This is a genomic window from Streptomyces sp. NBC_00076, from assembly GCF_045041235.1.
Taxonomy (GTDB): Bacteria; Actinomycetota; Actinomycetes; order Streptomycetales; family Streptomycetaceae; genus Streptomyces.
Genome location: NZ_CP108242.1, coordinates 3470878 through 3493926 on the forward strand (window position 1 = coordinate 3470878; position 23049 = coordinate 3493926).

The window sequence follows — 23049 nt, forward strand, 5'->3', positions numbered from 1 at the left end:
CGTCCCAAGGCACCGACAGGCACCACCGTGAACGTTCCTGGGTCGTCCGGCGTCACAGCGGTAACCGGACCCGAGGAGTCACCATGACCGCTGGACGTTCCCGTGCCCGATGCGTGGCCAGGGCCGCGCTGCTCGGCGCCTTCGTATGCGCGACCGCAGCCTGCGGCTCGTCGAAATCCGCCGAATCGACCGAACCCAACGAGCCGATGAGTACTTGGGAGGAACCGGCCTCGTACTCGTACACGTTGACGTCGAGCACCCAGGTCCTGGCGGGGACGTTCCGGGTGAAGGTGCGCAACGGGAAGGCGGCGGAGGTGGTCGGGCTGGACGAGGACAGCCGGAGGCAGGCGCAGGATCTGCCAGGCGACGTACCCACCATCGGCGAGCTGTTGAAGACACTGAATCGGGCCCGCAGCGAGGACGCTGACACGGCTGAGGCGGACTACGCCGCCGATGGCCACCCCCTGCGGATCTCCCTGGACTGGGACAAGAACTCCATCGACGACGAAGCCCTGTACACGATCAGCTCCTACGAACCGACCCCCGGCTAGCGCGACTCAACGCTCCCCACAGCACCGATCCGCAGGTTCCAGCGGCCGGACCGGCCGATGATTTGGAAGGCGGACACTGGCGGAACGTCGACGCGCCAGAACGACTGCTGAGGCGCGCCCATCGCGTGCAGCAGTGCTGCGCGCGCCACGGCCTGTTCGACCACAGCCACTACCCGGCCTGGATCGGCGGGCAGCTCTTCCAGCCAGGCGGCGATCCGGTGGCACACCTGCGCCACGGACTCGCCACCGTGCGGGGCCGCTTGCGGATCCGACATCCATACGGCGAGCCCGGCACCGTCACTGGCCGCGACCTCGTCCAGAGTCCGGCCCTGCCAGCTGCCCATGTCCATGTCCCGCAGGGCCGGCTCCATGGCGACGGCGTCCCATCCCAGGGCCTGGGCTGTCTGCCGGCACCGCTGCGAAGGCGCCGTCAGCCGGACGGTGGCCGCGGAAAGCGATCCGGCGACTCTGCGCGCCTGCCCCATAGCCCGCTCGTCCAACGCCGTGTCCCCACCGAAACGCACGTCGCGCTCCGTAGGGGCTGCGGCGCACAGCAGCGTGAGCCGGACGGTCATGAAGGGCCCTTTCCCCGAGGTCGGTTCATCGTAGGTGGCATACGCCATGTTGGCCGAAGTCCCTGTTGCCCCTACCATCTGGGGCGACAAGGACGACAGCGCCACGGAAGCCGGTGCAAGCCCGGCACGGTCGCGCCACTGTGTGCCACCCCGCCAGCCAGGCGAGGGTGGTGAGTCAGACCCAACGCTGTCGTCGAGTGCTCCACACGATGCGGGACGCGTAGTTCCCGAGGAGGTCTCGCCATGGCGCAGTCCACTGCCGCCCCCACCCCCACCACCCAGACCCTCACGCCGCTGCCGCTGCGGGCGATCGCCCCCTGGGCCGTCTTCTTCGGCGTCCTGATGCTGGTCCTGCTGTACTTCGTCGGCGCCGAGCAGGGCGCCACCGCCGTGGTCTCCGGTGAGGGCGTGCACGAGTGGGTGCACGACGCCCGCCACCTCCTCGGCTTCCCCTGCCACTGACGGAGCCCTCACCATGAACTCCGTCACCGTACGCACCTTGCTGGTACGCGGCATGCTCGCCGGCCTCGCCGCCGGCGTGCTCGCCTTCGTCTTCGCCTTCCTGGTCGGAGAAGGCCCCGTCGACGCGGCCATCGCGTTCGAAGAGGCCAACTCCCATGAACACGGCGGCGAGGAACTCGTCAGCCGCACCCTGCAGTCGACCGCCGGACTTGCCACGGGCGTGCTCGTCTTCGGCATCGCCATCGGGGGTATCGCGGCGCTCGCGTTCTGCTTCGCGCTGGGCCGCATCGGCCGGTTCGGGGCACGGGCGACGGCGGCGTTCACCGCGCTCGCCGGGTTCCTGCTCGTCTACCTGGTCCCGATCCTGAAGTACCCGGCGAACCCGCCCGCCGTCGGCAACCCGGACACCATCGGCAAGCGCACCATCCTGTTCGTGGGAATGATCGCCCTCAGTGTGCTGCTGGGCATCGCGGCGACCCTGCTGGGCCGCAGACTCGCCCCGGCGTGGGGCAACTGGAACGCCTCCATCGCCGCGGGCGTCGCCTTCGTCGCGGTGATGGCGGTCGCGATGGCCGTCCTGCCGCACGGGGACAACACGCCCAAGAGCTTCCCGGCGACCGACCTGTGGGAGTTCCGCCTGGCGTCGATCGGCATCCATGCCGTGCTGTGGGCCGGGTTCGGGTTGCTGTTCGGTTTCCTGGCCGAACGCGTCCTCGAGCCAAAGCCGGTCCGCGGGAAGGTCTCCTCACTGGCCGTCTGAACAGGAAGACATGCGGCGGGGCTACCGGGGGCGCGCCCGGTAGCCCCGCCGTTGCTGTGCCTGTCGGCCGGTCAGGCCGGTGTCGGGCGGATGGTCACGTCTTTGGCGACAGTGACCTGGTCGACGTCGGTGAGGCGCACGGTGACGTTCATGGTCCACACACCGGACAACGGAATCCGCAGCCGGTCGGCGGCAAAATAGCCTTTCCGGTCGACGAGTTTCGCATCCAGCGGACCGAGCTGCTGGGCCCGATGTGTGAGGGTGAGACGGAGTTCGGGAATAGCTATGAGGCCCCCGTCCGCTCCGTACACCACGGCTTCCACCGTGTTGTCGCCGACGCGCCCGGGTGCGAAGGTGATCTGCACCTTGCCGCTCCCGTTCGGAATCCCGGTGTCGAAGGGCACCATCACCATCCGCGCCGTGGGCGCCTGCGCTTCGGTAGCCGCAGCAGCGGTTTCCACGGCGGCGCGGCTGGGCTGGGTCCCGGTCAGAAGTGTGGTGATCGCCAGGACCACGACACCGAGGACGGCTTCAGCGGCGACCGAACGGCGCAGACTGCGCCGGTATCCGTCGGGGCCAGACAGGGAATCGGCAGGCGAATCAGCGCCCCCGGCCGCGTCGGGCGGAGCCAGCGGTCGAACCACGCTGTCCTCGCCGTCCGCTGTGCTCACGCTCGTCGAGGACGCCCCGACGGCGACGGCCTGTGCCACCCGCGCGGGTGCGGGTGAGGCTTGCGGCAGGGTTTCTACCGGCGGCTCGGGGACGAGTTGCGCGGTCCACTGGCGGGAGAAGGACGCCACCATCAGCACCACGACCACGGCTCCGGCCTTGAGGGCGAGGAGCCTGCCGTACTCGGTGGTGGTCACCGCATCCAGGGAGCCGACCTGGCGCCAGGACTGGTAGAGGCCGGTCGCGACCAGGACGACGACCGCGGCGAAGGCCAGGCGGGAGAAACGTGCGACCACCGACACCGGGACCGCCGTGCCAGTTGGTACTCGGTACAGCGCGACCGCCAACGCGACCAGACCCCCCAGCCATACCGCCATGGCCAACAGGTGCAGTACGGAGACGGGGATCGCCAGCGGGACCTGGATACCGGCGGAGGCGTGCTCGGCAGCAGCCCAGGTGAGAGCCAGACCGACGGCGAACAGCGCGCCCACAGCCTGCACGCCGGTCCCCAGGGGCCGTTGCTCAACAACCTCATCGGCCGCGGGCTCGACATCAGCAGCGGGCAGGGGCCGGGCGGTCAGGCGGGCGAGCCGGGTACCGAACCGTGTCAGGACAATGCCCACCGCGACGAGCAGTACCAGCCGTACTCCGAGAGCCATGCCGCTTCTGCCCGTGATGGTCTGGCCCATGAGCGACAGGTCGAACACCGAGGTGAGGCTCCTGCCGCTCTCGTACGGGCCGCGTAGGAGCAACAGGAAGAGGGTCGAGGCGGCAAGTGTCGCCCAGCCGGTCAGCAAGAGCTTGCGCAGTGGGCGCAGTCCAGCAGCAGCGGGCCAGCACGTCAGGACGAACAGGGCGACGCCGATCAGCAGGGCCAGGCCGCCGTAGGCGACGTAGCGGCCGATCTCGTACAGGCGGGCGGCAGCGGTGTCGTCCGTGGCTTCGGTGGCCACCACGGCCGTGGTGGCGGAGGGCTGTCCGATGGAGAAGGTGAACGCGCCGGAGATCGGGTGGCTGTCTGCGGAGACGGCCCGCCAGCCCACCGTGTAGGTACCTTGGGGCATCTTGCCAACCAGGGCCAACTGCGCGGTGTTCGGTTTGCCCGGTGCGTGCTTGACCGGCCCGCGGTCGACCCGCAGGTTCTTCGGGGACAGTACGCGCAGCGAGCCGTCGGAGAGGCGGACGGTTTCGGAGAAGGTGAGCGTGATCCGCTTCGGGGCCGTCTTGAGGACCGTGGAGTCCGCCGGGTCCGACCTGCTCATGGTGGCGTGGGCCGAGGCGGAACCTGCGCCACCGAGGAGGAAGGCGAGCACGGTGCCGACCAGGAGGAGGGCGGTCAGCGGTTTCCTGGTCCGGCGCGATGCCGTTTGCATGAAGCAGCCTCCAAGCGGCGGATCGTACGTCGCGGTCGCGGCGTGAGGGGAGAGAAAAGAGGGACGCCGTTACGACGCGCTCGGGGCCGCGCTCGGGCCTATGCCGCGCAGTTGCTGGATCTCACCGCCGAGCTTGGCACGGAACTGCTCCAGCATCGCCGGCTTCTTGACGCTGACGATCCAGCGCGAGCCGACCAGGTACTTGCCGCCATAGACAGCGGCGGAGTCCAGCCACGCCTGCTTGTACTTCTCCTCGGGGAAGGTGGTGATGAGATAGTCGATCTTCTTCGTGTGGCAGATGCCCTGGCGCAGTTCGTCCGCCTCGATACGGATCTTGGGCTTGCAGCCGGTCAGGTTGGCGATCACCTCGACCTTCGCCGGAGCCACGACCCCCGCTGCCGGGGCAGCGGTCACTGTCGTCGGCGACGCCTTGCTCTTGTCGGCGGCATCGTCCTGGCCTGCGCTGCAGGCCGTGGCCAACGGAAGGAGGGTCAGGCTCCCGGCCAGGGCTGCGCAACGAACCAGGCGGGCCGTGGGCGTGATGCGGCCGCTGCGTCCCCGCGACCGCTCCTGTGACTGCTGAGGCACGTCCTACTCCGTATCCGCGTATCCACGCTCTTCCTGTCCGAACCGACGGACAGGGGTACGACAAGGGGTACGGGTGAACGTAAGTGGCTGTTCACCCCGTATGTCATCGCGAGCCCGTGGGGCGGTCGGGACAACCGCCCCACGGGCCGGCACTCATGCCCAGGCGGGCGAGGGCTCGGGCTGGACGGTGTGGGCGTTGTGCAGGTCGGCCCAGTTCTGCAAGGCGCTCATGCAGGCGTGGTCGAGATGGCGCAGTCCGGCGAGGTTGAGCTCGACGGGCCGGTCGGGGGGCAGTTGCTCCAGGGTGTCGAGGATGTGCGGCAGACGCAGGAAGGTCGCGTGCCCGCGGATCCGCACCCGCACCGCGTCGTCACCGTTGTCGTCGACGTCGATGTGGACGTGCGAGGTCTCCCACGCCGCCTTGACCACCGACAGCAGCAGGCCGATCAGGACGCCTTCGAACATGTTGGTGACCAGGATCGCCCCTGCGGTGACCACCAGCACCACGGCTTCGCCCCGGTGCTCGCGCCACAGCGGGCCCAGTTCCTTGACGGGCATCAGTTTGAAGCCGGCGTGGATGAGGACCCCGGCCAGCGCGGCTGTCGGGATCATGCTCAGGGCGGAGGGCAGGAGAGCGGCGAACAGCAGCAGCCACACACCGTGCAGGACGCGGGAGACCTTGGTGCGGGCGCCCGCAGCCACGTTCGCGGAGCTTCGCACGATCACCGCGGTCATCGGCAGCGCGCCGAGCAGCCCGCATGCCGTGTTGCCAGCGCCCTGGGCCATCAACTCCTTGTCGTAGTCGGTTTTCGGGCCGTCGTGCAGCCGGTCGACCGCCGCCGCGCTGAACAACGACTCGGCGGAGGCGATCAGGGTGAACGCGACGATGGTGGTCAGCAGGCCGACGTCGGCCAGCTTCCCGAAGTCACCCAGCCCGGGCGGCTGGATTGCCTCTACCAGGCCGCTCACCTCGACCCGCGAGATGGGCAGGTCGAAGGCGAAGGTGGCGAGGGTGGCCGCGCCGACCGCGACGAGCGGGCCGGGCAACAGCTGCGCCTTGCCAGGCAGCTTCTTCCACAGCGTCATGATCGCGATGGTGCCGGTGCCGGTGGCGACCGCGATGAGTGCCGTGTTTGACATCAGGACGTCGACTGCCAGGTCGTACAGGCCCGCGACATTGGCCGTACCGCTGCCGGGGGCTTTTTGGCCGGCGAGCGTGTACAGCTGTCCGGCGATCAGTACCAGGCCGATGCCGGCGAGCATGCCGTGCACCACGGACAGGGAGATCGCCCTGAAGAGGCGGCCCAACCGAAGTGCACCCAGCGCGAGTTGGATCAAGCCGGTGGCCAGCACGATCACGCCGAGGGCGGGCAGGCCGTACTCGGTCACGGCGGTCAGGACGAGCACGGTCAGTCCGGCTGCGGGTCCGGATACCTGAAGGCTGCTGCCGGGCAGGAAGCCGGTGATCAGGCCGCCCACGATGCCGGTGATCAGGCCGAGTTCGGCCGGGACACCGGAGGCGACGGCGACGCCCACGCATAGCGGCAGGGCGACGAGGAAGACGACGAGGGAGGAGGTGAAGTCGGTCCGCAGCGCGGACCGCAGGGAAGAGAAAGGTGAGGTCATGGCGTTCTCTCTGTGGGGGAAGGAACGTCGCGTGAAGAGCGACCGAAGCGGACGTGCGGGACGTGTGCCTCGGCCGGTTACAGGGGCTTGAAGGTCCGGCTGCCCGGCGTGCAGGCCAGGACCTCGCCGGTCTCGACGGTGTAGAACCAGGCGTGCAGCCGCAGCCGCCCCGACGCGATACGCCGGGCCACGTAGGGGTAGCTGCGCAGGTGCTCCAGCTGGGTCAGCACGTGCTGCTGGGTGACGGCGGTGGGGTCGTCGCCCAGACCCTGGGTCTGCCAGGGCTCGTCGCCGGTGGCGCGGTATTCGGCCCAGGACAGCCAGCGGCGCAGCAGCGGCATCGTCTGGACGCTCTGCTCGCGCATCAGTCCCTGGACGGCGCCGCAGTGCGAGTGACCGCACACGACGATGTCGGGCACCTGCAAGACCTGGAGCGCGAATTCAAGGGATCCGGCGACGCCGCAGGCGGCCTGCGGCCGGTAGCGCGGGACGATGTTGCCCGCGGTGCGCAGTTCGAAGATGTCTCCGGGTCGGGCGCCGGTGAACATCGACGGGATCACCCGGGAGTCGGAGCAGGAGATGAACAGAGCCTGAGGCTGCTGGCCTCGGGCCAGCCGCTCGAACTCCTCCTGCTGGTCTGCGATCTTCTCGGGGAACGTACGGGCGTGCTCGATGAGCGATTGCATGATCGGCCTCGTGCTCTTCGTGGAAAGGGGAAAGGGCGCGAAGAGGGTGTGCTGCACCTGCCCGGTGCCCGCGTCATAGCGGGGCGTACGGGCCTGTGAGGGGATGCAGCACGCTGCCGATCAGCAGCGGAACGTCTGCAGGGTGCTCGGTGTGGGCGCTGTTCCGGCAGCCGGGTTCCAGGCGTCTCTCGCCGTACGCGGCTGGGCCGGGCCGGAGCCGGTGGAGGCGGTGGCGGTGGCCAGGTCGTAGGGCGCCTCATCCAAAGCCGGCGGCTCAGACGGGGACGGAGCCGCGCGGGGCAGCCAGGCGGGTGCGTCGGCCGTCTCCTCGTGATGCTCCGAGCCCGTGTGAACGCGCACCGAAACGGCCGCCGCTGCAAGCAGCTTCCGGGGCTCCGTCTCCACCGCTTGGGCGACGGGGGCTCCGGCGGCGGGAGCGGTGGTGGAGTGGTGTGGCGTAGCGAAGTGCAGCAGCACGGCCGCCGCCAGCAGCGCGACCGCTGCCACCATGCGCCGTATCACCACTGGACTCCCAAGACTTTGCTCTTGCCGACGCCGAAACGTTACCGGGCGCAGCTTCTCGTGCATGCTGAACTCCTGGGTAGAGAAAGTGAGATGGCCAACATCGCGCCTCGCGTTGCAGCGGCAATCTCCCAGTTGGGAGGGGGTTGCCCGATGTAGGGCCCGGATGAGGCAGGACCGCGGGAGGCCGCTATCCGAAGAGCGCCTTCAAAGCGGTGAGCGCACGCGGAGCGGGCGAGACGTCCGCTGAGGCAAGGTGTGTCAGTGGGATGGGATCGGCCTCGAGTTGGGCCGGTTTCGTCGGCGCGATGTGGGTGCGTGTGATCTCGGCGCGAACCAGCGCGCCGACGACGGCATAGACGTCCATGGGCATGGCAAAGCTCCTGCTGCTGCGAGTGGGAAGAGAGCGCGGCAGGCCGCGATCACGTCCCGGAGCCCAGATCGGGTGGGATGGTGACCGTGCGGCCCGGAGCTCCTCAGCAGCGCAGGACGACCGGGCCGGATGAGGCGACAGGCGCGAGGGAGCTTTTCGCTGTGGGTGTCGCGTCGCGCGTGGCCGGATCCGCGCCGGCGTGTGCGGCGGTGTCGGACACCGCGTTCCGGGGGGACAGATCGGCGAGCTGCCGCGGTCCGGGGGCGGAGGCGTCACAGGACTGCGAGGCATCCCCGTCCTCGTGATGTCCTTCGGCTCCAAGGCCGGTCACCACGGTGGGGGGCGTCAGATCACATGCGTGCGCTTTCGCGAGGGCGGCGCGCTGGCGGCAGCCGTCCAGATCGAGGGCCGAAACGTGGGCGAGGCCGGGACTGAAGGTCGCATGTAGCAGCGCGAAGAGGGCGAGCAGAACGGCAGCGCCCAGGCCGCGGCACGCCGCGGGTCGGGTGGGGCCGGTCGTCTTCCGCATCGGATCTCCTCGGGCGCTTTCTGCCAGGAAACCCCGCGCGGCGGCTGACGGCCCTTCGAATGAGCCCATCCACGGACGGATTCACCCGTTTCGGTGATCGGCCGCCCGGAGCGGTCCCTTTGTCACTTCCCCGAGGCGGCTGACAGGAAGGCTCTTTGAGCGCATGAAGGGTGGCACCCGGCCTCACACCCGCCCGACTCCCCATGCGTGCAATTAGTGAGTGATCGACTACCTTCTGTAGTGATGAGATTTTGGTCAGTACGCCGTGAGCGCCGTCCCGTGTCATGGACAGGGACGGCGCTGGTGGTGCTCCTGGCAGCTCTGGTGCATGTGCTGGGCTGTGCCCACGGCCCCGCCGCGGCGGGGGCGGGGCGGGCGGACGCCCTCCTCGTGGTCGCCACCGCGTCATGCAGCCAGCCGGCAGCGCCGAGCGGTTATTCGGCGCTCAAGGGCCTCGACCCCACTGAGGGTGGCGGGCCGCACTGCTGGAGTCTGGACGGACCAACGGCGCAACCGCCGCGCGACATCTCGCTTCTCGCCGAGGCGGCCCCCTCTCTGATGCCTGCCCAAGGCACCACCGCACTGCTTGGACAGTCAGGGGCTCAACTGCCCCAATCCCCCACTCCTCCGGCCTCCTCCGTCCAGCAGGAGCGTGCCCAATTGGGCGTATGGCGGACCTGATCGGCACCTGAGCTGCAGCCCCGGACGACACCCGCCCGCCGGCGACGGCTCCCGATCAGTCCACAGCCGCTTTCCACCACTCAACGGCCGGCAGCCGCTGATGCCGCCGGCCGCGGGAGAAGCACGCCATGAACCGGACAACGCCCACAGCAACAACCTCCACCTCACCCGCTCAGCTCCTCGCCGACACCAAACGCCCGAAACACACCCCGGCCGGACTGGTCGGCGACACACCCGTCCTCTGCATCGGCGCCCCCTTCACCGCCACCGGGCGCGGCTTTTGGACCAAGCTGGAAGGCCACAACCCCGGCGGCATCAAGGACCGCACCGCCCTGCACATGGTCCGCGCCGCCCGCGAACGCGGACAGCTGCTTCCCGGCGCCCGCATCATCGAGTCCACCTCCGGCACCCTCGGCCTCGGCCTCGCCCTCGCCGGCGCCACCTACGGCCACCCGGTCACCGTCGTCACCGACCCCGGCATGGAACCCCTCATGACCGGCCTGCTCACCGCCTACGGCGCCGAGGTCGACCTCGTCGACACCCCCCACCCGACAGGGGGCTGGCAGGAGGCCCGCCGCCACCGCGTCGAGAAACTCCTCGACGCCCACCCCGACGCCTGGTGCCCGGACCAGTACAACAACCCCGACAACGTCGCCGCCTATGCCCCGCTCGCCCACGAGCTCGTCGCCCAGCTTGGCCGCATCGACACGCTCGTGGTCTCGGTCGGCACCGGCGGCCACTCCGCCGGTATCGCCTCCGTCCTGCGCGGCTTCTTCCCCCACTTGCGGGTGGTTGGCGTGGACACCACCGGGTCGACCATCTTTGGCCAGCCCGCCGGGCACCGCCTGATGCGCGGGCTGGGCAGCAGCATCTACCCCCGCAATGTCGCCTACGACCTCTTCGACGAGGTCCACTGGGTCGCCGCCCCCGAAGCGGTATGGGCGGCACGCCGCCTGGCCCGCGACCACTACGCCACCGGCGGCTGGAGCGTCGGCGCCGTCGCCCTTGTCGCCCGCTGGCTGGCCCGCACCCTGCCCGCCGAGAACCGCATCGTCGCCGTCTTCCCCGACGGCCCGCAGCGGTACGTCGGCACCGTTTTCAACGACGCCTACTGCCGCGGGCACGGCCTCCTGGGCCACGTGCCCGCCGACGACCCCGACGAGATCAACCACCCCGGCGAACGGGTCGTGACGCGCTGGACGCGTTGCACCCACATCACCGACCCCCTCGCCTCGACCGGCCGAACCGAATCCGACATCCACGCCCTGGCGGGAGCCGTCCGATGAAGACCCTCTGGCGGCAGACCCTGTCCTTCCCACCCGCAGCTCGGCTCCTGATGGCCAACCAATTCGCCATCAACCTCGCCTTCTACATGCTCATGCCCTACCTCGCCGCCCACCTCTCGGGCAGCCTCGGACTGGCGGCATGGGCCGTCGGACTCGTACTGGGCGTCCGCAACTTCTCCCAACAGGGCATGTTCCTCATCGGCGGCACCCTCGCCGACCGCTTCGGCTACAAAGCCCCGATCTTGGCCGGCTGCCTGCTGCGAACCGTCGGCTTCGGCCTGCTCGGCTGGGTAGACAACCTCCCCGCCCTGATCGCTGCCTCCGCCGCCACCGGCTTCGCCGGCGCCCTGTTCAACCCCGCCGTCCGCGCCTACCTCGCCGCCGAGGCCGGCGAGCGGCGTGTGGACGCCTTCGCCACCTTCAACGTCTACTACCAAGCTGGCATGCTCCTCGGCCCACTCGTCGGACTGGCCCTGCTGGCCGCCGACTTCCGCCTCGTGTGCACCGTCGCAGCCGCGATCTTCGCCGTCCTGACCCTGCTCCAGACACGCGCGCTGCCCGCCCGCAGGAGCCGGACGGCCGACTCCGCACCGGGCAACGTACTGGCCCAGTGGCACACCGTCGTGGCCAACCGGCCCTTCCTCCTATTCGCCACCGCGATGATCGGCTCGTACATCCTGACCTTCCAGGTCTACCTCGCGCTGCCGCTGGCCGCCGACAAAGCTGTCGGGGACAAGGGGACGTGGGCAACGAGCGGGCTCTTCGTCGTCTCGGCGGCGGTCGCCGTTGTCGGACAACTCAAGCTCACCGGCTGGGCGAAGCAACGGTGGAGCCCCGCGCAGGCGCTGGTGCGGGGGCTGGCCGCGATGGGGCTGGCCTTCCTGCCCCTCGCCGTCACCCCGCCCGGCGCCACCGCCGCCATCCTGACTGCCCTGGTGGCGGCGGTGGCGCTGCTCGCGGTCGGCAGCGCGGTCGTCTACCCGTTTGAGATGGACACGGTCGTCACACTGTCCGGCGACCGCCTCGTCGCCACCCACTACGGCCTCTACAACACCGTCTCCGGACTCGGCATCACGCTCGGCAACCTCGCCACCGGTGCCCTGTGGGACTTCGCGGTACGCCATGACGTCCTCTGGCTGACCTGGTGCACGCTGGCTGCGACCGGGCTCGTCTGTGCCGCCTCCGTCGCCGCGCTCGCAAGCAGCGGACGGCTGGCCGTACGCAAGGAGCCGCAACTCGTCGCCGCCTGAAAAGGCAGGGGCCGGTGGCGGCCGGTCCCCTGCCTGCCGTGCTCGTCAGCCCAGGCGCAGCGCCGTGCAGCAATGAGTGGGCCGCCCGGAGGGCCCTTCACTCGACTGACCGACATTACGCAAAGGCACCGCTTAACATCACCCTGATGAACAGCCGGACGCAGCGCAGGCGCCGTGACGCGTGGTGGGCCACGCCCATCGCGGCGCTCTGCCCTGCCCTCGCCGCGCTGCTCACCGCTCTGGTCATGTGCCTGGGCTCCCCGGCCCACGAGACATCCGGCCATGCGTCGGCAGCCCCCTCCATGGCCGCCATGATCACGGCGAAGACACCGGCGGGCAGCTGGCCCACGCATCACGTGGTGGCATCAGCACACCCGGGCGACTGCCACTCCGGTGACGAGCGCTGCGCCCAGTCCGCGCACGGCGGACGCGCCGTACTCCCGGCAGCACCTCAGCCATTGCCGGTCGTCCTGCCCCGCGTGCCGAGCCTTGCCGCACCGGCTGCCTCCGCCCGCGCACCCGGTCCGTCTCCCACCCGTAGCGCCCCCGGTCTCCACGTCCTCCAAGTGCAGCGGATCTAGGCGGACGCCCGCGCGCCCGCGCGCAATCGGCATCCACCCATCCCCTTGTACCCACCGCCGTACGGCGGAGACGAGGACAACACAGCCATGAGCAAGACCAGCAAGAAGGCCGCCGACGTATCCCGCAAGGCCCGCATCGAGGAGATGCGCCGCGCCGAGAGAGCCCGCGAGCGCCGCAACCGCATCCTCACCATCACCGTCAGCACGGTCATCGTCGCCGGCCTCGCCGGCTGGGGCGCGTATGCCATCAACAACGCCAACGAGAAGGAGGAACAGAAGGCCGCCGCTGCGAAGAAGCCGGTCAGCGGCGAGAAGACCTGGGACGCCAAGAAACTTGGCCGTAACCACGTCGCCGAGCCCGTCAAGTACCCGATGCAGCCGCCCGTCGGCGGCAACCACAACCAGGCGTGGATGACCTGCGACGGCACTGTCTACACCAAGGCCATAGCGAATGAGAACGCCGTCCACTCTCTCGAACACGGCGCCGTCTGGATCACGTACAACGACAAGGCCGCCGACGCCGACGTCAAGACCCTCACCGACAAAGTGTCCAAGACCCCGTACACGCTGATGAGCCCCGACAAGACTCAGTCCGGGACGATCACGTTGTCCGCCTGGGGCCACCAACTGACCGTCGAGAAGGCGTCCGACGCCAGAGTCGAGCAGTTCCTGAGCAAGTACGTCCAGGGCGCACAGACCCCCGAGCCCGGCGCCGCCTGCACGGGCGGTCTGCCCGCCTCATGACCGACACGGCATTGAAGTCAACGGATGCGGACGAGGTTCAAGCATCCAGGCCATCCGTCACCCGGTGGCTGATCATCGGCGCGGCGGCCCTGGCCGCCCTCGTCCTCGCCCTGACGATCCTGACCACAACCAACGGAGCGAACGACCAGGGGATCGTGGCTCCGGCCGCCGACTCCGCCGATTCCGGCTTCGCACGCGACATGGCCGTCCACCATCAGCAGGCCGTGGAGATGGCGTACCTCGTCCGGGACCGCACCGCAGACGAGGACATCCGCCGCCTCGCATACGACATTGCCCAAACGCAGGCCAACCAGCGCGGCATGCTGCTCGGATGGCTCGACCTGTGGGGCCTGCCCAAGACCTCCCCGGACGGGTACATGACCTGGATGCAGGGCAGCGATCACATGAGCCACGAGGCGAAAGACGGCTCCCTGATGCCGGGCATGGCCACCAACACCGAGCTCGGCCAACTCGGCAAGCTCAACGGCAAGCAGGCGGAGATCCTCTACCTCCAGCTCATGATCGACCACCACATGGGCGGCATCGACATGGCCCGTGCCTGCGCTCGGCAGTGCGAGGTGGAGCCGGAAAAAAAGCTCGCGCAGGGCATGGTCGAGGCCCAGCAGTCAGAAGTACAGCTGATGACCGACCTGCTCAAGGAGCGGGGCACCGCACCCCGGAAGTGACCGCCCCTCGGTCGGACGTCACCCGGCGGTGGCGTCCGACCGCTCTCGAAGCCTGTCGCGGCAATTGGCTTCCCGGGGCGCCCGTCGTAGCTAGCGGCTGCCCGGTCGCCTTCGACTCGGCATCGTCCTGATCTGCACCCCGTGACGGCCACGCTCGTCGAACACCTCAGCTGGCCCACCACGTACGCGAGACAAGGGACGGCCCGACCGCCTCATGACGCCGTTGCCACGGCCGTAACGGTCGCAACTCGCGGGCGTTGTTGACTGTGGGGACAATGGGTCCATCCATCGCCCCCAGACGCCGTGCCGCTCCAACATGCGGCCGGACCGGAAGGAGCGGCATGAGACAGCCCAGGCTGGTCATTTTGGGTGCGGCGCTGTGTACAGCCGTAGCACTGGGCCTGGCAGTGCCACCTGTCGCCGTAGCCGTCCCCAATCAGTGCTCGTACCTCTCGTCGGCGTCTCGGCCCACGGTTATGTACGGTGACACCGGTGTGGGGGTCAAGCAGGCGCAATGCTTGAGCAACGCGTGGGGAGGTGAGCCGCCTAAGCTCACCCTCGACGGGGTCTTCGACTCGGTCATGCTGAAGAAGATCGAGTGGATCCAGGGCTGCCACGGTCTGCCGGCGAGCGGCGTCATCGAGGACCGCACCTGGCAAGTGCTGTACCACCCAGCCCTGGACTGCTACAACCCCTATCCAGCCTGAGCAACCGATTCCCCACCCCGAACGAGCGAGCACTTTGCGAGCCTGGTGAGGACGCTGGGGCGGCAACCAGGCCGGGAGATGGCAGTGGGGCCAGACGACATTCGCCCGGCCCCACCCGCCTCACATCAGTGACATCTGCTCGCCCTCACCGGGCCGCTTTGGCGGTACGTACTCGGGGGGCGCGTCGGGCGCGTTGCGTTCGGTGCGCAGCCACCAGGCGAACTGGTAGTTCCGGCAGGTCCGGAAACGAACTGACTTCCGGCGTGGCTCGTTCTCGGGGATGTTGTGCTCGCCCCATCCGGTGATGGGGCGAGCGTTCTCCAGGTACACATACAGGCCCGGCACCAGGGCGGACCCCTCCCACTGCTCTCCGGGTGCGCCCTCGAAGGCAAGGTGCGCGTTGTCGCTCCACCTCCATGGGTTCGGCAGCGCGCACAGATACCAGGCCAGGGGCGGGTTGCTCTCGGGGAGTTCGATCGTCTGGTGCCGGCGACTGACGTCCAGCCGGGGCCGGTCGGGCTGGCCGAAGCTTCGCAGGCAGTGTTGGTCGAGGGCTACGTGCCGCACACCCGCCAGCCACATGATGTGGTATCGAGTTCGTGATTCAATTTGGACCTGTATTGACTGCGACATCCGTTCCCCATTTACCCGTTTTAATCAGCGAGAGATTCATTTCTCTCTACTACCAATTTTATCAAATTTCCCACTAATTCCAGATGCCTGTCATGCCGGAAGCCGTTCGGGTAAGGCATATTGAATTCCTCTTCGAATGCCTTCTCGTATTCCTCTTTGGGGAGCGCGATGGGGCGGCGGCAGGTGGCCTTGATGTTGGAGCCGCTGAGGTCGGTGACCTGCACGTCCTCGAAGTAGCGGCGGAGCAGCGGCTCCAGGGTCTCGGGGGTGTGGAAACGCAGCTTCTGCCACTTCCCCTTGACGAAGTTCATCTCGACGTTGTCCTCGTCGAGGAAGCTCATCTTGGTGGTGGCGGTCTGGGAGGTGACCCGCTTGGCCTGCTCGTCCCGGAGTTCGCGGGCCAGGTTGCGTGTGCCCAGGCACACGACCCCGTCAGTTGAGCAGAGGGCGTTGACGGTGGTCATCACCCAGTGCTGGTAGTCGAGGGTGGTGGTGGCGTTGATGACGGAGTCGAGGACCACCACGTCGTACAGGCCGTTGGCCTGGATGTCTTTGTCGATGTCGCGGATCATGCCGACGACGGCGCGGATGTCGACGGCGTACGAGCCGTCCCGGCAGCGGTAGGGCTCGTAGTCGTGGATGTTGAAGCCCTTGGCGCGCAGGTGCTTGGCGTAGTCGCCGTACCCGGCGCCGAAGTCCACAACTCGGTGGGTGGGCTTGAGCCAGGGCGTGACCAACTGGTCCCAGGTCTCGGAGCCGTAGGCGAGCTTTCCGGCCTTGGCCTTGGAGGAGAACTTGCGGAGCCTCTTGGGCTGCACGATGTGCTGGTTCCACACCGGGGCCTTGCTCTCGATGGCGGTCCAGTCGTAGACGCCGTACTCGCCGGTGAGGTCGGCGTGGAGTTGGGCGGCGTCGGCGGATGTGACGGTCCAGGCGAGGAGGTCGAAGCGGTTGATGGAGGCGACGACGGCGTATTCGGCGTTGAGGACGATGCGGCCCTGGTCGTCGATGACCACGCTCCCCCAGGGGCCGTGGCCGGCGGTCATGTGCCCGATGGCGTTGACGAAGGAGAGGTTCTTTCGTTCCGCGACCCGGATGGACTGCCATGGAATCCAGGACCAGGCGCCGATGACGCCGGGCTCGGCGTAGACGACGCTGGCCTCGGTCTCGACTCGGTTGTGCAGCAGGTTGAACTGGATCTCGTCCTGCAACCTAACCTTCGTGCCCAGCATGACCGCGGGCGTGTGCGTCAGGCCGATGGCCTGGAGGCCCTTGGTTCTCTGGTGGCCCGCGACCAGCGTGCCGTCGGCGTTGAGAATGACGGGCTTCACGACACCGTGGCGGCGCAGTGACGCCTGGAGCCTGACGAACGCCTCCTCACTGAGGCGGCGCGGGTTGTAGTCCGCGGGGCGAAGCCGGTCGAGCGGGTACGCCTCGTAGAACGTCGTGGTGGGCGCGCTGCTCATGCCGCCTCGCCCTCCTCGTGGGCCTGCTGCAAGACGTGCCAGCCGAAGCCGAGGTCGCTGTTCGTGTCGTCCACGAACTTCGTGTAGATGGCGTTGAGGGCTTCGACCTCTTCGGAGGTGATCCGGACCCGCTTGGACTCCCACTGGAGGTAGCCCCACTGGAGGTAGTCGACGGTGGCTGCGGCACCGGTGCCCGAGCCGTCGGAGGTGAGTTCCAGTGTTTCGGGAAGGGAGGTGTTGTCGAGGAGCCGGTCCACGCTCTCGCGGTCGTAGCCGGTACCGGACAGGTCTGGGATCTCGGAGAGGATCTCGGCCAGGAGCACGCTGTCGTATCCGGCGAGGTCGTTGGTCCGGTTGTCGACGATGACGATTCGGGCCGCGGCGGCGTCGTCGACGTCGACCCAGGTGACGGCGATCTGTTCCCAGCCGAGCTGCTGGGCGGCTGCGTACGTGTGGTTGCCGGCCAGGATCTCGTTGTGCCGGCCGGTGAGCGAACCCTTGTTGACGACGATCGCGCGGTACTGGCCGTTGACCGTCAGCGATTCGGCGATCGAGGGCAGGTCGCCGTTGCGGGGGTTCCGATAGTACGGCGTGAGGTCCCCGGTGGGGACGGCGAGCGGCAGGAGCAGTTCGGGGATGTTGGCGGGCGTCGGGGTCACTGGGCGTCCCTTGTGTAGGCCGTTCCCCGCGCCCTACAGCTATTTCAGACTAGACGATCACGTCCGGCCGCGGCGGTCGCCGGAGCGAGGGTGGAGCTGGTGCGCGAGCCGCCGACCGTGCACCTTTTGCTGAACGTGGTGGATGGCGGCCGCCACCAGCCCGCAGCAGGGGAAGGCCAAGAGGCTGGCGAGGAGCACTCCGCCGCCGCCGAGCTGTGCAACGACCCAGTCGACGACAGCGATGGCCGCCATGAGCAGAACGGCCATCATGTCGGCGGCGAGGCGAAGAAGGGTTCGCATCACCGGTTGTTGCAGCGACAGATGCCGGACGGCAGGCACCAGGAGTCGCAGGACCGGCACCACACCGCCCCGGGTACGGGGGGTATCCGGCGCTCCGGCTCTGCGGGCGGTGTCTGCTCGGCGGTCATGCTCTGTGTCGCTTTCGTCGTCGGGGAGTTACGGCTGCTTCGAGATCCGTGAGGTGCCGGGCCGCGTCCGGATCCGGGCCTTCTGGGGCTTCGAGGCCCGGGTCCCGTTCGGCGAGGGCTCTAATCGGCGTCCCGTCCCGCTCGATGAGGAGACGTTGGTACAGCTCGCGGTCCTTTGGGTCTCCGGCGAAGTCCTCTGTGTTCATGGCGCTCCTGAGTGCACGGGGACCCGCCCCTGACGTGAGGCGGGGGCGGGTCCGGTCGTGATCGTGGAACTGGCGACGCTCCGGTGGCTCCGCTCAGGTGCGGGGCCGGTGCCCGGCGGGTAGGGCGCGGGGGATTGGCCACCCGCCAGGCACCGAAGGGGAGTGCCGCATGCCACGGCACGTTGGTGAGCCGGTTCCTCGGCTGAGGCCGCCCTCACCAACAAAGTAGAACGTATCACGCATCAGTGTTGGGATCTATTTTGGCCGCTCCGTACTCGAGCCCGCACGGCCGCTTCCTCGCTCGCCAGCGGTCTTGGCGTCGACGGCGAGGAGCGACGCTTCAAGCTCAACCAGGCGGGCCGTGACCATGAGGCGAGTGCGCACGTACACCGAACTACCGGCCCCCTTCATGAGGTCGGAGGCGGCGAGCAGGGTGAGGTTGTACGCCTCACTCAGGGCAGCCCCGTCGTTGTCACGGCGCGCCTTGAGCAGATGCACCGCAGCCTCGCGGACGAGTTCGGCCACCTCGGAGTCGTACTCCTCAAGGGCGTTGGCCGAGGCCGGCACGTCGAACAGGTTGTGGTTGATGTTGCGCATGGCCCGGATGTCGTTCATCACTGTGGGGCTCCGCAGAGAAGGGGGCGGCCCGCTGGGGGCCGCCCCGGGATGGACAGGTCAGGCCGCAACAGCGACCGGCTCGGACGGCGCCTCGGCCTCGGCGTCGTCCCCCTCCGGCTCCGCCGGGCTCTCGGGCTCCGCGTCGGCGGCCGCGGCGGCCTCCGGCTCCGGGGCGGGCTCGGCCTGCGTCTCCGGCTCGGCGTCGCCCGCAGCCGGGTCCAACTGGGCGAGTACGGCGTCGGCCTCGGCCACCAGGTCGGGCGCTGCGGCGGCGGGGTTGACCATGATCTCGCTGGCGTCGGCGTGAGCCTTCGCCTGACGGAGCTGGAACCGGGCCTTCTGCACGACGTCCGCGACCCGGTCCATCTGCTCAAGCCGCTTGCCGACCTCCCCCGCCAGAGCACGGGCCAGCTCCATGGGGTCCGCCTTGCCGATGCTGTCCAGCAGCGCCCACATCCCCTCGATCGCTTCGAGGTCGCTCTTGGTCTTGGCCTGCGCGCGGCTCCGCTCGGCCTTCTCCTCGGGGGTCATCTCGTCGACGTCGACCATGGAGTCCTGCGTGGCCGCCTTCTCCTGCTTGCGCATGGCGTAGGCGATGTGGACGAGCTGGTTGTCGTTCTTGTCGCCCTTCTTCCAGTCCTGGAAGACCGCCTTCTGGTTGTCCTTCGAGAGTGCGGCGATCTGGACGGCGGCCTGGGTGCCGATGTGTCCGAGGTCGACGGCGGCCTGGATCTCGGGCCGCAGGGCGAGCAGGGCGAGGCGCTGGTTGACGAACTGGACTGACTTGGAGAACGCCTTGGCGACGCTTGCGGGCGTGGCGCCCTCCTCCTCGTCCAGGACCTTCTTGAAGCCGCGCGCCTCTTCCAGCGGGAGCATGTCCTCGCGGTTCAAGTTCTCGGCCATAGCCTTCTTAAAGGAGTCCATGTCGGTGATCTCGGACTCGCCCTCAGACAGGAGGATCTTCGCCTCGATGGTGATGTTGTCCGCGAGTTCGTTGGCACGGAAGCGGCGCTCGCCGGCCACGAGCTCGTAGCCCTCCTCCACCTTCCGGACGACGATCGGCTGAAGGAGGCCGTGCTCCTTGATCGACTCGGCCAGCTCGTTCAGCGCGTCCTCGGCAAAGGCCTTACGGGGCTGGTTCGGGTTGCGGTGGATCTGGCGCATCTTCAGGGCGGCGTATTTGTGCGACATTTCGAGCTCCAAGAGGTCAGTGGGGGTGTCTCCCTTCCCCCTCCTTCTGGTTCTATTTTATATGCATTCAGGGTGGGGGTCCACAATTTTCGAGAAGTTTTTGCAGGTCAGAGGCATAGACGCGGGCCCACAGGCCCGCGCCCATTGATCACCTTCACAGCTCAACGCGCGACGACACCGCTCAAGCACTCGGCATCACGGTCGACCCGTTTCGGGTCGACTATCGACAGAGCCCCCAACGCGTCATGCGCGGCCTTCCCGTCCAGGATGACGTTCTCCACGCCATTGGACTCCTCCAACCGGGCCAGCACACGGTCCAGTTCGATCTCCACCCGTACCTCCCGCGTTGCAGCGTTCCGCCCCCGTAACGAGCCGCCGCGGTCAACTTAGATCCCTACACAGACGTGTTAGCGGCACACATTGCGGACCTTCAGGATGCCGGTCACGATCTCGCACCCGAGGAGGCGGTAGAGGGGTGGCGGCCCCGCATGCCAAGCACGCGCTTGCTACGACTGTCGTTACCGATCTTGCTTCGAGCAGTAACCTATTGTCAACCAGCATAGACATTAGCCTTGCGCATATGCCCGAAACCGGCGTGCGGCGGCCTAGTGCCGTATGCCTCTCTACCGGCAGCTGTGACCTCACAGCGATACTGAACGTGCACTACAAACTGCCGTCCACTGTCAGGCCGGGCCTGCCGGATCACTGAGGAGTAGCCAGCACCATGCCGCTTGGCCCGGACACGCCTCTCGCCAGCAAGCTCGCCGTGCTGCTCAGGAGGAAGCGCGGAGCAGACGGGAAGACGCCGAGTACACGCGTCATCGCTGCCGCTACCGCCCAGGCGCCCGGCGGCAAGCCGGCGATGACTCATCAGGTCGTCAACGACCTCCTGAACGGGGACAAGTCGAACCCGACGATCTCTCAACTTGCCGGTCTCGCACGGGCATTGAACTCTCCGGTAGCTTACCTACTCCCCGGTTACAACGGCCTGACCTCCCTAGCGGTCTACGAGAAGCACCAAGACGCCCGCGAGGCACTTCGACTTGTCCATGACCTGGGCGAGGCCGGAGCTGCCGAACTTCTGGAGGCTGCACGTGAGATCCGTCTGCGCCACGGACACAGCGATCTCACCGTCCCAGAAGTACCCGAGCCCCTTCACCCTGCTGCCGAACCACCGAGGCCAGGCCGGCGGAGGCGACTCAGCTTCACCGAAGCAGCTGAGCGGGCCGTCTCTGATCTGGAAGGAACCTGAACCATGGACGGCGTCGTCTTCGGCTTATGCGCTCTGTTCGGCTTAGCGGGCACCACACTCTCCGCCCGCGAGGCCTGGCGCCAGCGCACCCGAAACGAATACCGCATAGCCCGCTTCACCCGGGCCGCAGCGTTCGGCGTATGCACCGTAGGCGTCGCGCTCGCCGTGCCACTCGTTGAGGACTTCGTGGAATCGGCGACCGGCATGAACAACGCGGCCAAGCTCGGGGCGCACTTCTGCGCCATCCTGTGGTGCGGCAGTCTTCAGCTCATGCTCGTGGACTGGTCGTATAACCAGGACGTATTGAAGGCCAGCCTCTACGCACGTGTCGCCTTCGCAGTGTGCGTCCTCGCGGCGATGCTGCCGCTGTTCGTCAAGACCACCGGCGAGAGTGTGGAGTTCACGACCGAATACGCCACGGTGCCAGGCGTCACCGTCTATCTCATGGTCTACCTGGCCTACGTGGCCATCACCTGCGGCGAGATCGCGTTCCTGTGCTCCGGGATGGCTCTCGTTGCTCGGCGGGGCGGACACTCCTGGTCCGCTCGCGGCCTCGGCATGTCCGCGACGGCCGCCCTGCTCGGCGTGGCCTACGCCGCCAGCAAGGGGTCATACCTGGTGACCCACTACCTGGGCCACCCGTGGCCGCTGCGGCAGGAGGAGATCGTCTCGCCACTCCTGGCCGGACTCGCCGTGATCTCGCTGATCACCGGGCTGACCATGGCCATGGTCGGCAAGCGGCTCGCCTCGCGCAAGGCGGCCCTCTCAGCTGCCTGACAAGCTGGACAGCTTGCGCCAGTGGAGGACGACACGTCCCGGCTCGACAGTCCGGACCCCGCGGGCGCTCGCGGGAAACACTTCGACGTGGTCCAAGAGCAGGACGGCGATGGCCTTCTTCGATGCGGTCGGCGCGGTGTTCCACCACCTCACCAGGTCCTTCGCGTTGCCCAGCGAGAAGTTGGCCATCTGCTCCGCGTACCGGAGTCGCGAACGCGCAGTCTTCAGACTCGCCGTGATCTCACGATCGGCAGCCACGAACGAGTCGCCGCTGATCTGCCGCTGGCCGTAGAGCGTACCGGCCTCGGTCCGCCGCGCCACCAGGTCCTCGACCTCCCGGTTGATCTGCTTGGCCTGCTCGCGCACCGCGGCCTGGGCCTTGAGGATCTGGTCTCGGATGCCGGGCTTGAGGAGTTCCGCCACGACGTACTCGCCGACGTGGTTCTCCAAGAGCTCGGCGTCGATCCGGACTTCGCCGCAGCCACCACGCCCCTGTTTGTCCTTGGGACGACACCTGTAGCCAGGGGTCCCTGCATTGGAGCGAGCGCCCTGTAGGGCATTGCTGCACCTGCCACAGGTGCAGGCTCCGTCGGTCAGCACATAGTCGTACGGCGGCTCCGCGTCGGCCGTCTTGCGGCTCTGCTCGCGCGCTTGAAGGGCCTCGAACTCTTCACGGGTGATGACGCCCGGGTGGCCGGCGTCAACGAGTTCCCCGTCCTCGTAACGAAGCCCCGCGATCGCCGGATTGCGGAAGAGCCGTCCGACCGACGCGTCCTTCCACTCCCCGCCGAGCGTGCCTCGGTAGCCCTCCCCGTTCGCCCAGACGGCGATCTCCTGGTTGGATGTGGACTCGTCAACCAGCGCGCGACTCACCATCTGGCGCAGCGGGTCCACTTCGTCATCACGCAGCCGCTGACGCGACTGATCGTCGAAACCGTAGAGCCGTGGCATGCGGTGGTCCGTTCTCGTCTCGTGCGCCCTGCGGCCGCCCGACCCTAGGGCCACAGCACGTTGTCTGAACTGTGACTCAGGAAGATCGGCACCCTGAGGGCTACACAGATCACTGCACTGGTGGCGTCACCCCGAGTACTCGCCAAAGCGCAGCAGTCGGGACTCTCACCGTGCTGCCCAGAGGGAGCGTCTGCACAGGGAAAGACCCCGTCTTGATCA

The 23049-nt window shown here is 68.2% G+C and carries 28 protein-coding genes and 1 riboswitch; of the genes, 13 read left to right on the forward strand and 15 right to left on the reverse strand.

Translation table 11 applies throughout. The features are described 5' to 3' along the window. Positions 1–83 precede the first annotated feature (83 nt). Positions 84–551, forward strand: coding sequence for a DUF6174 domain-containing protein (locus OHA64_RS15830; protein ID WP_405613405.1), 468 nt, complete (start codon positions 84–86; stop codon positions 549–551). On the opposite strand, the gene OHA64_RS15835 is transcribed toward OHA64_RS15830, so the two are convergent. Further along, positions 548–1174 (reverse strand): histidine phosphatase family protein, encoded by a 627-nt coding sequence (locus tag OHA64_RS15835; RefSeq protein ID WP_405613407.1) that lies wholly within the window; start codon positions 1172–1174, stop codon positions 548–550. The genes OHA64_RS15830 and OHA64_RS15835 overlap by 4 nt on opposite strands. 11 nt (positions 1175–1185) lie before the next feature. Further along, positions 1186–1312: riboswitch (cobalamin riboswitch) on the forward strand. 57 nt (positions 1313–1369) lie between these two features. Between OHA64_RS15835 and OHA64_RS15840 the strand changes: the two genes are divergently transcribed. Together OHA64_RS15840 and OHA64_RS15845 are read left to right on the forward strand one after the other, a co-directional pair. After that, positions 1370–1588: a CbtB-domain containing protein gene (locus OHA64_RS15840; RefSeq protein ID WP_046916555.1), complete on the forward strand. Its 219-nt coding sequence runs from the start codon at positions 1370–1372 to the stop codon at positions 1586–1588. A gap of 13 nt (positions 1589–1601) precedes the next feature. Then, positions 1602–2348: a CbtA family protein gene (locus OHA64_RS15845; protein ID WP_405613410.1), complete on the forward strand. Its 747-nt coding sequence runs from the start codon at positions 1602–1604 to the stop codon at positions 2346–2348. Between the two features lie 71 nt (positions 2349–2419). On the opposite strand, the gene OHA64_RS15850 is transcribed toward OHA64_RS15845, so the two are convergent. The 7 genes from OHA64_RS15850 to OHA64_RS15880 all read right to left on the reverse strand — a co-directional run bounded on the left by OHA64_RS15850 (position 2420) and on the right by OHA64_RS15880 (position 8714). Then, complete coding sequence (locus OHA64_RS15850; protein WP_405613412.1) at positions 2420–4390, reverse strand: copper resistance CopC/CopD family protein; 1971 nt, start codon at positions 4388–4390, stop codon at positions 2420–2422. Between the two features lie 69 nt (positions 4391–4459). Next, a complete protein-coding gene (locus OHA64_RS15855) occupies positions 4460–4978 on the reverse strand; it encodes a hypothetical protein (protein WP_405613414.1) in 519 nt (172 codons plus the stop codon). 153 nt (positions 4979–5131) lie between these two features. Further along, positions 5132–6604 (reverse strand): SulP family inorganic anion transporter, encoded by a 1473-nt coding sequence (locus OHA64_RS15860; RefSeq protein ID WP_405613416.1) that lies wholly within the window; start codon positions 6602–6604, stop codon positions 5132–5134. 77 nt (positions 6605–6681) lie between these two features. Continuing rightward, positions 6682–7290, reverse strand: a complete 609-nt coding sequence (locus tag OHA64_RS15865) for a carbonic anhydrase (protein WP_405613418.1) — start codon at positions 7288–7290, stop codon at positions 6682–6684. 120 nt (positions 7291–7410) lie between these two features. Further along, the gene (locus OHA64_RS15870) at positions 7411–7800 is read right to left on the reverse strand and encodes a hypothetical protein (RefSeq protein ID WP_405613420.1); all 390 of its coding nucleotides are present in this window, start codon (positions 7798–7800) and stop codon (positions 7411–7413) included. A gap of 202 nt (positions 7801–8002) precedes the next feature. Next, entirely contained in the window at positions 8003–8185 is a 183-nt protein-coding gene (locus OHA64_RS15875) for a hypothetical protein (RefSeq protein ID WP_405613422.1), read from the reverse strand. Between the two features lie 103 nt (positions 8186–8288). Beyond that, positions 8289–8714 (reverse strand): hypothetical protein, encoded by a 426-nt coding sequence (locus OHA64_RS15880; RefSeq protein ID WP_405613424.1) that lies wholly within the window; start codon positions 8712–8714, stop codon positions 8289–8291. Between the two features lie 279 nt (positions 8715–8993). Between OHA64_RS15880 and OHA64_RS15885 the strand changes: the two genes are divergently transcribed. From OHA64_RS15885 to OHA64_RS15915, 7 genes are all read left to right on the forward strand, one after another. After that, a complete protein-coding gene (locus OHA64_RS15885; protein ID WP_405613426.1) occupies positions 8994–9395 on the forward strand; it encodes a hypothetical protein in 402 nt (133 codons plus the stop codon). A gap of 128 nt (positions 9396–9523) precedes the next feature. Next, a complete protein-coding gene (locus tag OHA64_RS15890; protein ID WP_405613428.1) occupies positions 9524–10681 on the forward strand; it encodes a PLP-dependent cysteine synthase family protein in 1158 nt (385 codons plus the stop codon). After that, positions 10678–11931, forward strand: a complete 1254-nt coding sequence (locus OHA64_RS15895) for an MFS transporter (protein WP_405613430.1) — start codon at positions 10678–10680, stop codon at positions 11929–11931. The genes OHA64_RS15890 and OHA64_RS15895 overlap by 4 nt, the downstream gene beginning before the upstream one ends. A 146-nt stretch (positions 11932–12077) precedes the next feature. After that, positions 12078–12512 carry a hypothetical protein gene (locus OHA64_RS15900; RefSeq protein WP_405613432.1) on the forward strand — a complete coding sequence of 145 codons (435 nt, stop codon included), beginning with the start codon at positions 12078–12080 and terminating at the stop codon, positions 12510–12512. Positions 12513–12599: 87 nt separating this feature from the next. Next, entirely contained in the window at positions 12600–13256 is a 657-nt protein-coding gene (locus OHA64_RS15905; RefSeq protein WP_405613434.1) for a DUF3105 domain-containing protein, read from the forward strand. Further along, positions 13253–13942: a DUF305 domain-containing protein gene (locus OHA64_RS15910; RefSeq protein ID WP_405613436.1), complete on the forward strand. Its 690-nt coding sequence runs from the start codon at positions 13253–13255 to the stop codon at positions 13940–13942. The genes OHA64_RS15905 and OHA64_RS15910 overlap by 4 nt, the downstream gene beginning before the upstream one ends. 476 nt (positions 13943–14418) lie before the next feature. Further along, positions 14419–14649, forward strand: coding sequence for a peptidoglycan-binding protein (locus OHA64_RS15915; protein ID WP_402082039.1), 231 nt, complete (start codon positions 14419–14421; stop codon positions 14647–14649). A 120-nt stretch (positions 14650–14769) separates the two neighbouring features. Here the strand turns inward: OHA64_RS15915 and OHA64_RS15920 are convergent, their stop codons facing one another. The 3 genes from OHA64_RS15920 to OHA64_RS15930 form a co-directional block, all read right to left on the reverse strand. Then, positions 14770–15216, reverse strand: coding sequence for a hypothetical protein (locus tag OHA64_RS15920; protein WP_405613439.1), 447 nt, complete (start codon positions 15214–15216; stop codon positions 14770–14772). A gap of 86 nt (positions 15217–15302) precedes the next feature. Then, positions 15303–16748: a ParB N-terminal domain-containing protein gene (locus OHA64_RS15925; RefSeq protein ID WP_405613441.1), complete on the reverse strand. Its 1446-nt coding sequence runs from the start codon at positions 16746–16748 to the stop codon at positions 15303–15305. Beyond that, positions 16745–17407, reverse strand: a complete 663-nt coding sequence (locus tag OHA64_RS15930; protein WP_405613443.1) for a ParB N-terminal domain-containing protein — start codon at positions 17405–17407, stop codon at positions 16745–16747. The genes OHA64_RS15925 and OHA64_RS15930 overlap by 4 nt, the downstream gene beginning before the upstream one ends. A gap of 90 nt (positions 17408–17497) precedes the next feature. On the opposite strand from OHA64_RS15930, the gene OHA64_RS15935 reads away from it, so the two are divergent. Continuing rightward, positions 17498–17887, forward strand: coding sequence for a hypothetical protein (locus OHA64_RS15935; protein ID WP_405613445.1), 390 nt, complete (start codon positions 17498–17500; stop codon positions 17885–17887). A 409-nt stretch (positions 17888–18296) separates the two neighbouring features. On the opposite strand, the gene OHA64_RS15940 is transcribed toward OHA64_RS15935, so the two are convergent. The 3 genes from OHA64_RS15940 to OHA64_RS15950 form a co-directional block, all read right to left on the reverse strand. Then, the gene (locus OHA64_RS15940; protein WP_405613447.1) at positions 18297–18656 is read right to left on the reverse strand and encodes a hypothetical protein; all 360 of its coding nucleotides are present in this window, start codon (positions 18654–18656) and stop codon (positions 18297–18299) included. Between the two features lie 60 nt (positions 18657–18716). Then, positions 18717–19850 (reverse strand): ParB/RepB/Spo0J family partition protein, encoded by a 1134-nt coding sequence (locus tag OHA64_RS15945; protein ID WP_405613449.1) that lies wholly within the window; start codon positions 19848–19850, stop codon positions 18717–18719. A gap of 161 nt (positions 19851–20011) precedes the next feature. Further along, positions 20012–20182 carry a hypothetical protein gene (locus OHA64_RS15950; RefSeq protein WP_405613451.1) on the reverse strand — a complete coding sequence of 57 codons (171 nt, stop codon included), beginning with the start codon at positions 20180–20182 and terminating at the stop codon, positions 20012–20014. Positions 20183–20574: 392 nt separating this feature from the next. On the opposite strand from OHA64_RS15950, the gene OHA64_RS15955 reads away from it, so the two are divergent. Both OHA64_RS15955 and OHA64_RS15960 read left to right on the forward strand, forming a co-directional pair. Then, positions 20575–21102: a hypothetical protein gene (locus tag OHA64_RS15955; protein WP_405613453.1), complete on the forward strand. Its 528-nt coding sequence runs from the start codon at positions 20575–20577 to the stop codon at positions 21100–21102. Between the two features lie 3 nt (positions 21103–21105). Then, entirely contained in the window at positions 21106–21879 is a 774-nt protein-coding gene (locus OHA64_RS15960) for a hypothetical protein (protein WP_405613455.1), read from the forward strand. On the opposite strand, the gene OHA64_RS15965 is transcribed toward OHA64_RS15960, so the two are convergent. Beyond that, positions 21868–22830 carry a recombinase family protein gene (locus OHA64_RS15965; protein WP_405613457.1) on the reverse strand — a complete coding sequence of 321 codons (963 nt, stop codon included), beginning with the start codon at positions 22828–22830 and terminating at the stop codon, positions 21868–21870. The genes OHA64_RS15960 and OHA64_RS15965 overlap by 12 nt on opposite strands. Positions 22831–23049 lie beyond the last annotated feature (219 nt).

What these genes read in the sequence shown, in the direction of transcription:
- OHA64_RS15955 (WP_405613453.1), top strand. Translation starts at nt 20,575, where the DNA reads ATGCCGCTTGGCCCGGACACGCCTCTCGCCAGCAAGCTCGCCGTGCTG.
- OHA64_RS15840 (WP_046916555.1), top strand. Translation starts at nt 1,370, where the DNA reads ATGGCGCAGTCCACTGCCGCCCCCACCCCCACCACCCAGACCCTCACG.
- OHA64_RS15890 (WP_405613428.1), top strand. Translation starts at nt 9,524, where the DNA reads ATGAACCGGACAACGCCCACAGCAACAACCTCCACCTCACCCGCTCAG.
- OHA64_RS15965 (WP_405613457.1), bottom strand. Translation starts at nt 22,830, where the DNA reads ATGCCACGGCTCTACGGTTTCGACGATCAGTCGCGTCAGCGGCTGCGT.
- OHA64_RS15925 (WP_405613441.1), bottom strand. Translation starts at nt 16,748, where the DNA reads ATGAGCAGCGCGCCCACCACGACGTTCTACGAGGCGTACCCGCTCGAC.
- OHA64_RS15880 (WP_405613424.1), bottom strand. Translation starts at nt 8,714, where the DNA reads ATGCGGAAGACGACCGGCCCCACCCGACCCGCGGCGTGCCGCGGCCTG.
- OHA64_RS15900 (WP_405613432.1), top strand. Translation starts at nt 12,078, where the DNA reads ATGAACAGCCGGACGCAGCGCAGGCGCCGTGACGCGTGGTGGGCCACG.
- OHA64_RS15830 (WP_405613405.1), top strand. Translation starts at nt 84, where the DNA reads ATGACCGCTGGACGTTCCCGTGCCCGATGCGTGGCCAGGGCCGCGCTG.
- OHA64_RS15960 (WP_405613455.1), top strand. Translation starts at nt 21,106, where the DNA reads ATGGACGGCGTCGTCTTCGGCTTATGCGCTCTGTTCGGCTTAGCGGGC.
- OHA64_RS15835 (WP_405613407.1), bottom strand. Translation starts at nt 1,174, where the DNA reads ATGGCGTATGCCACCTACGATGAACCGACCTCGGGGAAAGGGCCCTTC.
- OHA64_RS15845 (WP_405613410.1), top strand. Translation starts at nt 1,602, where the DNA reads ATGAACTCCGTCACCGTACGCACCTTGCTGGTACGCGGCATGCTCGCC.
- OHA64_RS15895 (WP_405613430.1), top strand. Translation starts at nt 10,678, where the DNA reads ATGAAGACCCTCTGGCGGCAGACCCTGTCCTTCCCACCCGCAGCTCGG.
- OHA64_RS15915 (WP_402082039.1), top strand. Translation starts at nt 14,419, where the DNA reads ATGTACGGTGACACCGGTGTGGGGGTCAAGCAGGCGCAATGCTTGAGC.
- OHA64_RS15905 (WP_405613434.1), top strand. Translation starts at nt 12,600, where the DNA reads ATGAGCAAGACCAGCAAGAAGGCCGCCGACGTATCCCGCAAGGCCCGC.
- OHA64_RS15875 (WP_405613422.1), bottom strand. Translation starts at nt 8,185, where the DNA reads ATGCCCATGGACGTCTATGCCGTCGTCGGCGCGCTGGTTCGCGCCGAG.
- OHA64_RS15870 (WP_405613420.1), bottom strand. Translation starts at nt 7,800, where the DNA reads ATGGTGGCAGCGGTCGCGCTGCTGGCGGCGGCCGTGCTGCTGCACTTC.
- OHA64_RS15940 (WP_405613447.1), bottom strand. Translation starts at nt 18,656, where the DNA reads ATGAACGACATCCGGGCCATGCGCAACATCAACCACAACCTGTTCGAC.
- OHA64_RS15910 (WP_405613436.1), top strand. Translation starts at nt 13,253, where the DNA reads ATGACCGACACGGCATTGAAGTCAACGGATGCGGACGAGGTTCAAGCA.
- OHA64_RS15945 (WP_405613449.1), bottom strand. Translation starts at nt 19,850, where the DNA reads ATGTCGCACAAATACGCCGCCCTGAAGATGCGCCAGATCCACCGCAAC.
- OHA64_RS15865 (WP_405613418.1), bottom strand. Translation starts at nt 7,290, where the DNA reads ATGCAATCGCTCATCGAGCACGCCCGTACGTTCCCCGAGAAGATCGCA.
- OHA64_RS15850 (WP_405613412.1), bottom strand. Translation starts at nt 4,390, where the DNA reads ATGCAAACGGCATCGCGCCGGACCAGGAAACCGCTGACCGCCCTCCTC.
- OHA64_RS15860 (WP_405613416.1), bottom strand. Translation starts at nt 6,604, where the DNA reads ATGACCTCACCTTTCTCTTCCCTGCGGTCCGCGCTGCGGACCGACTTC.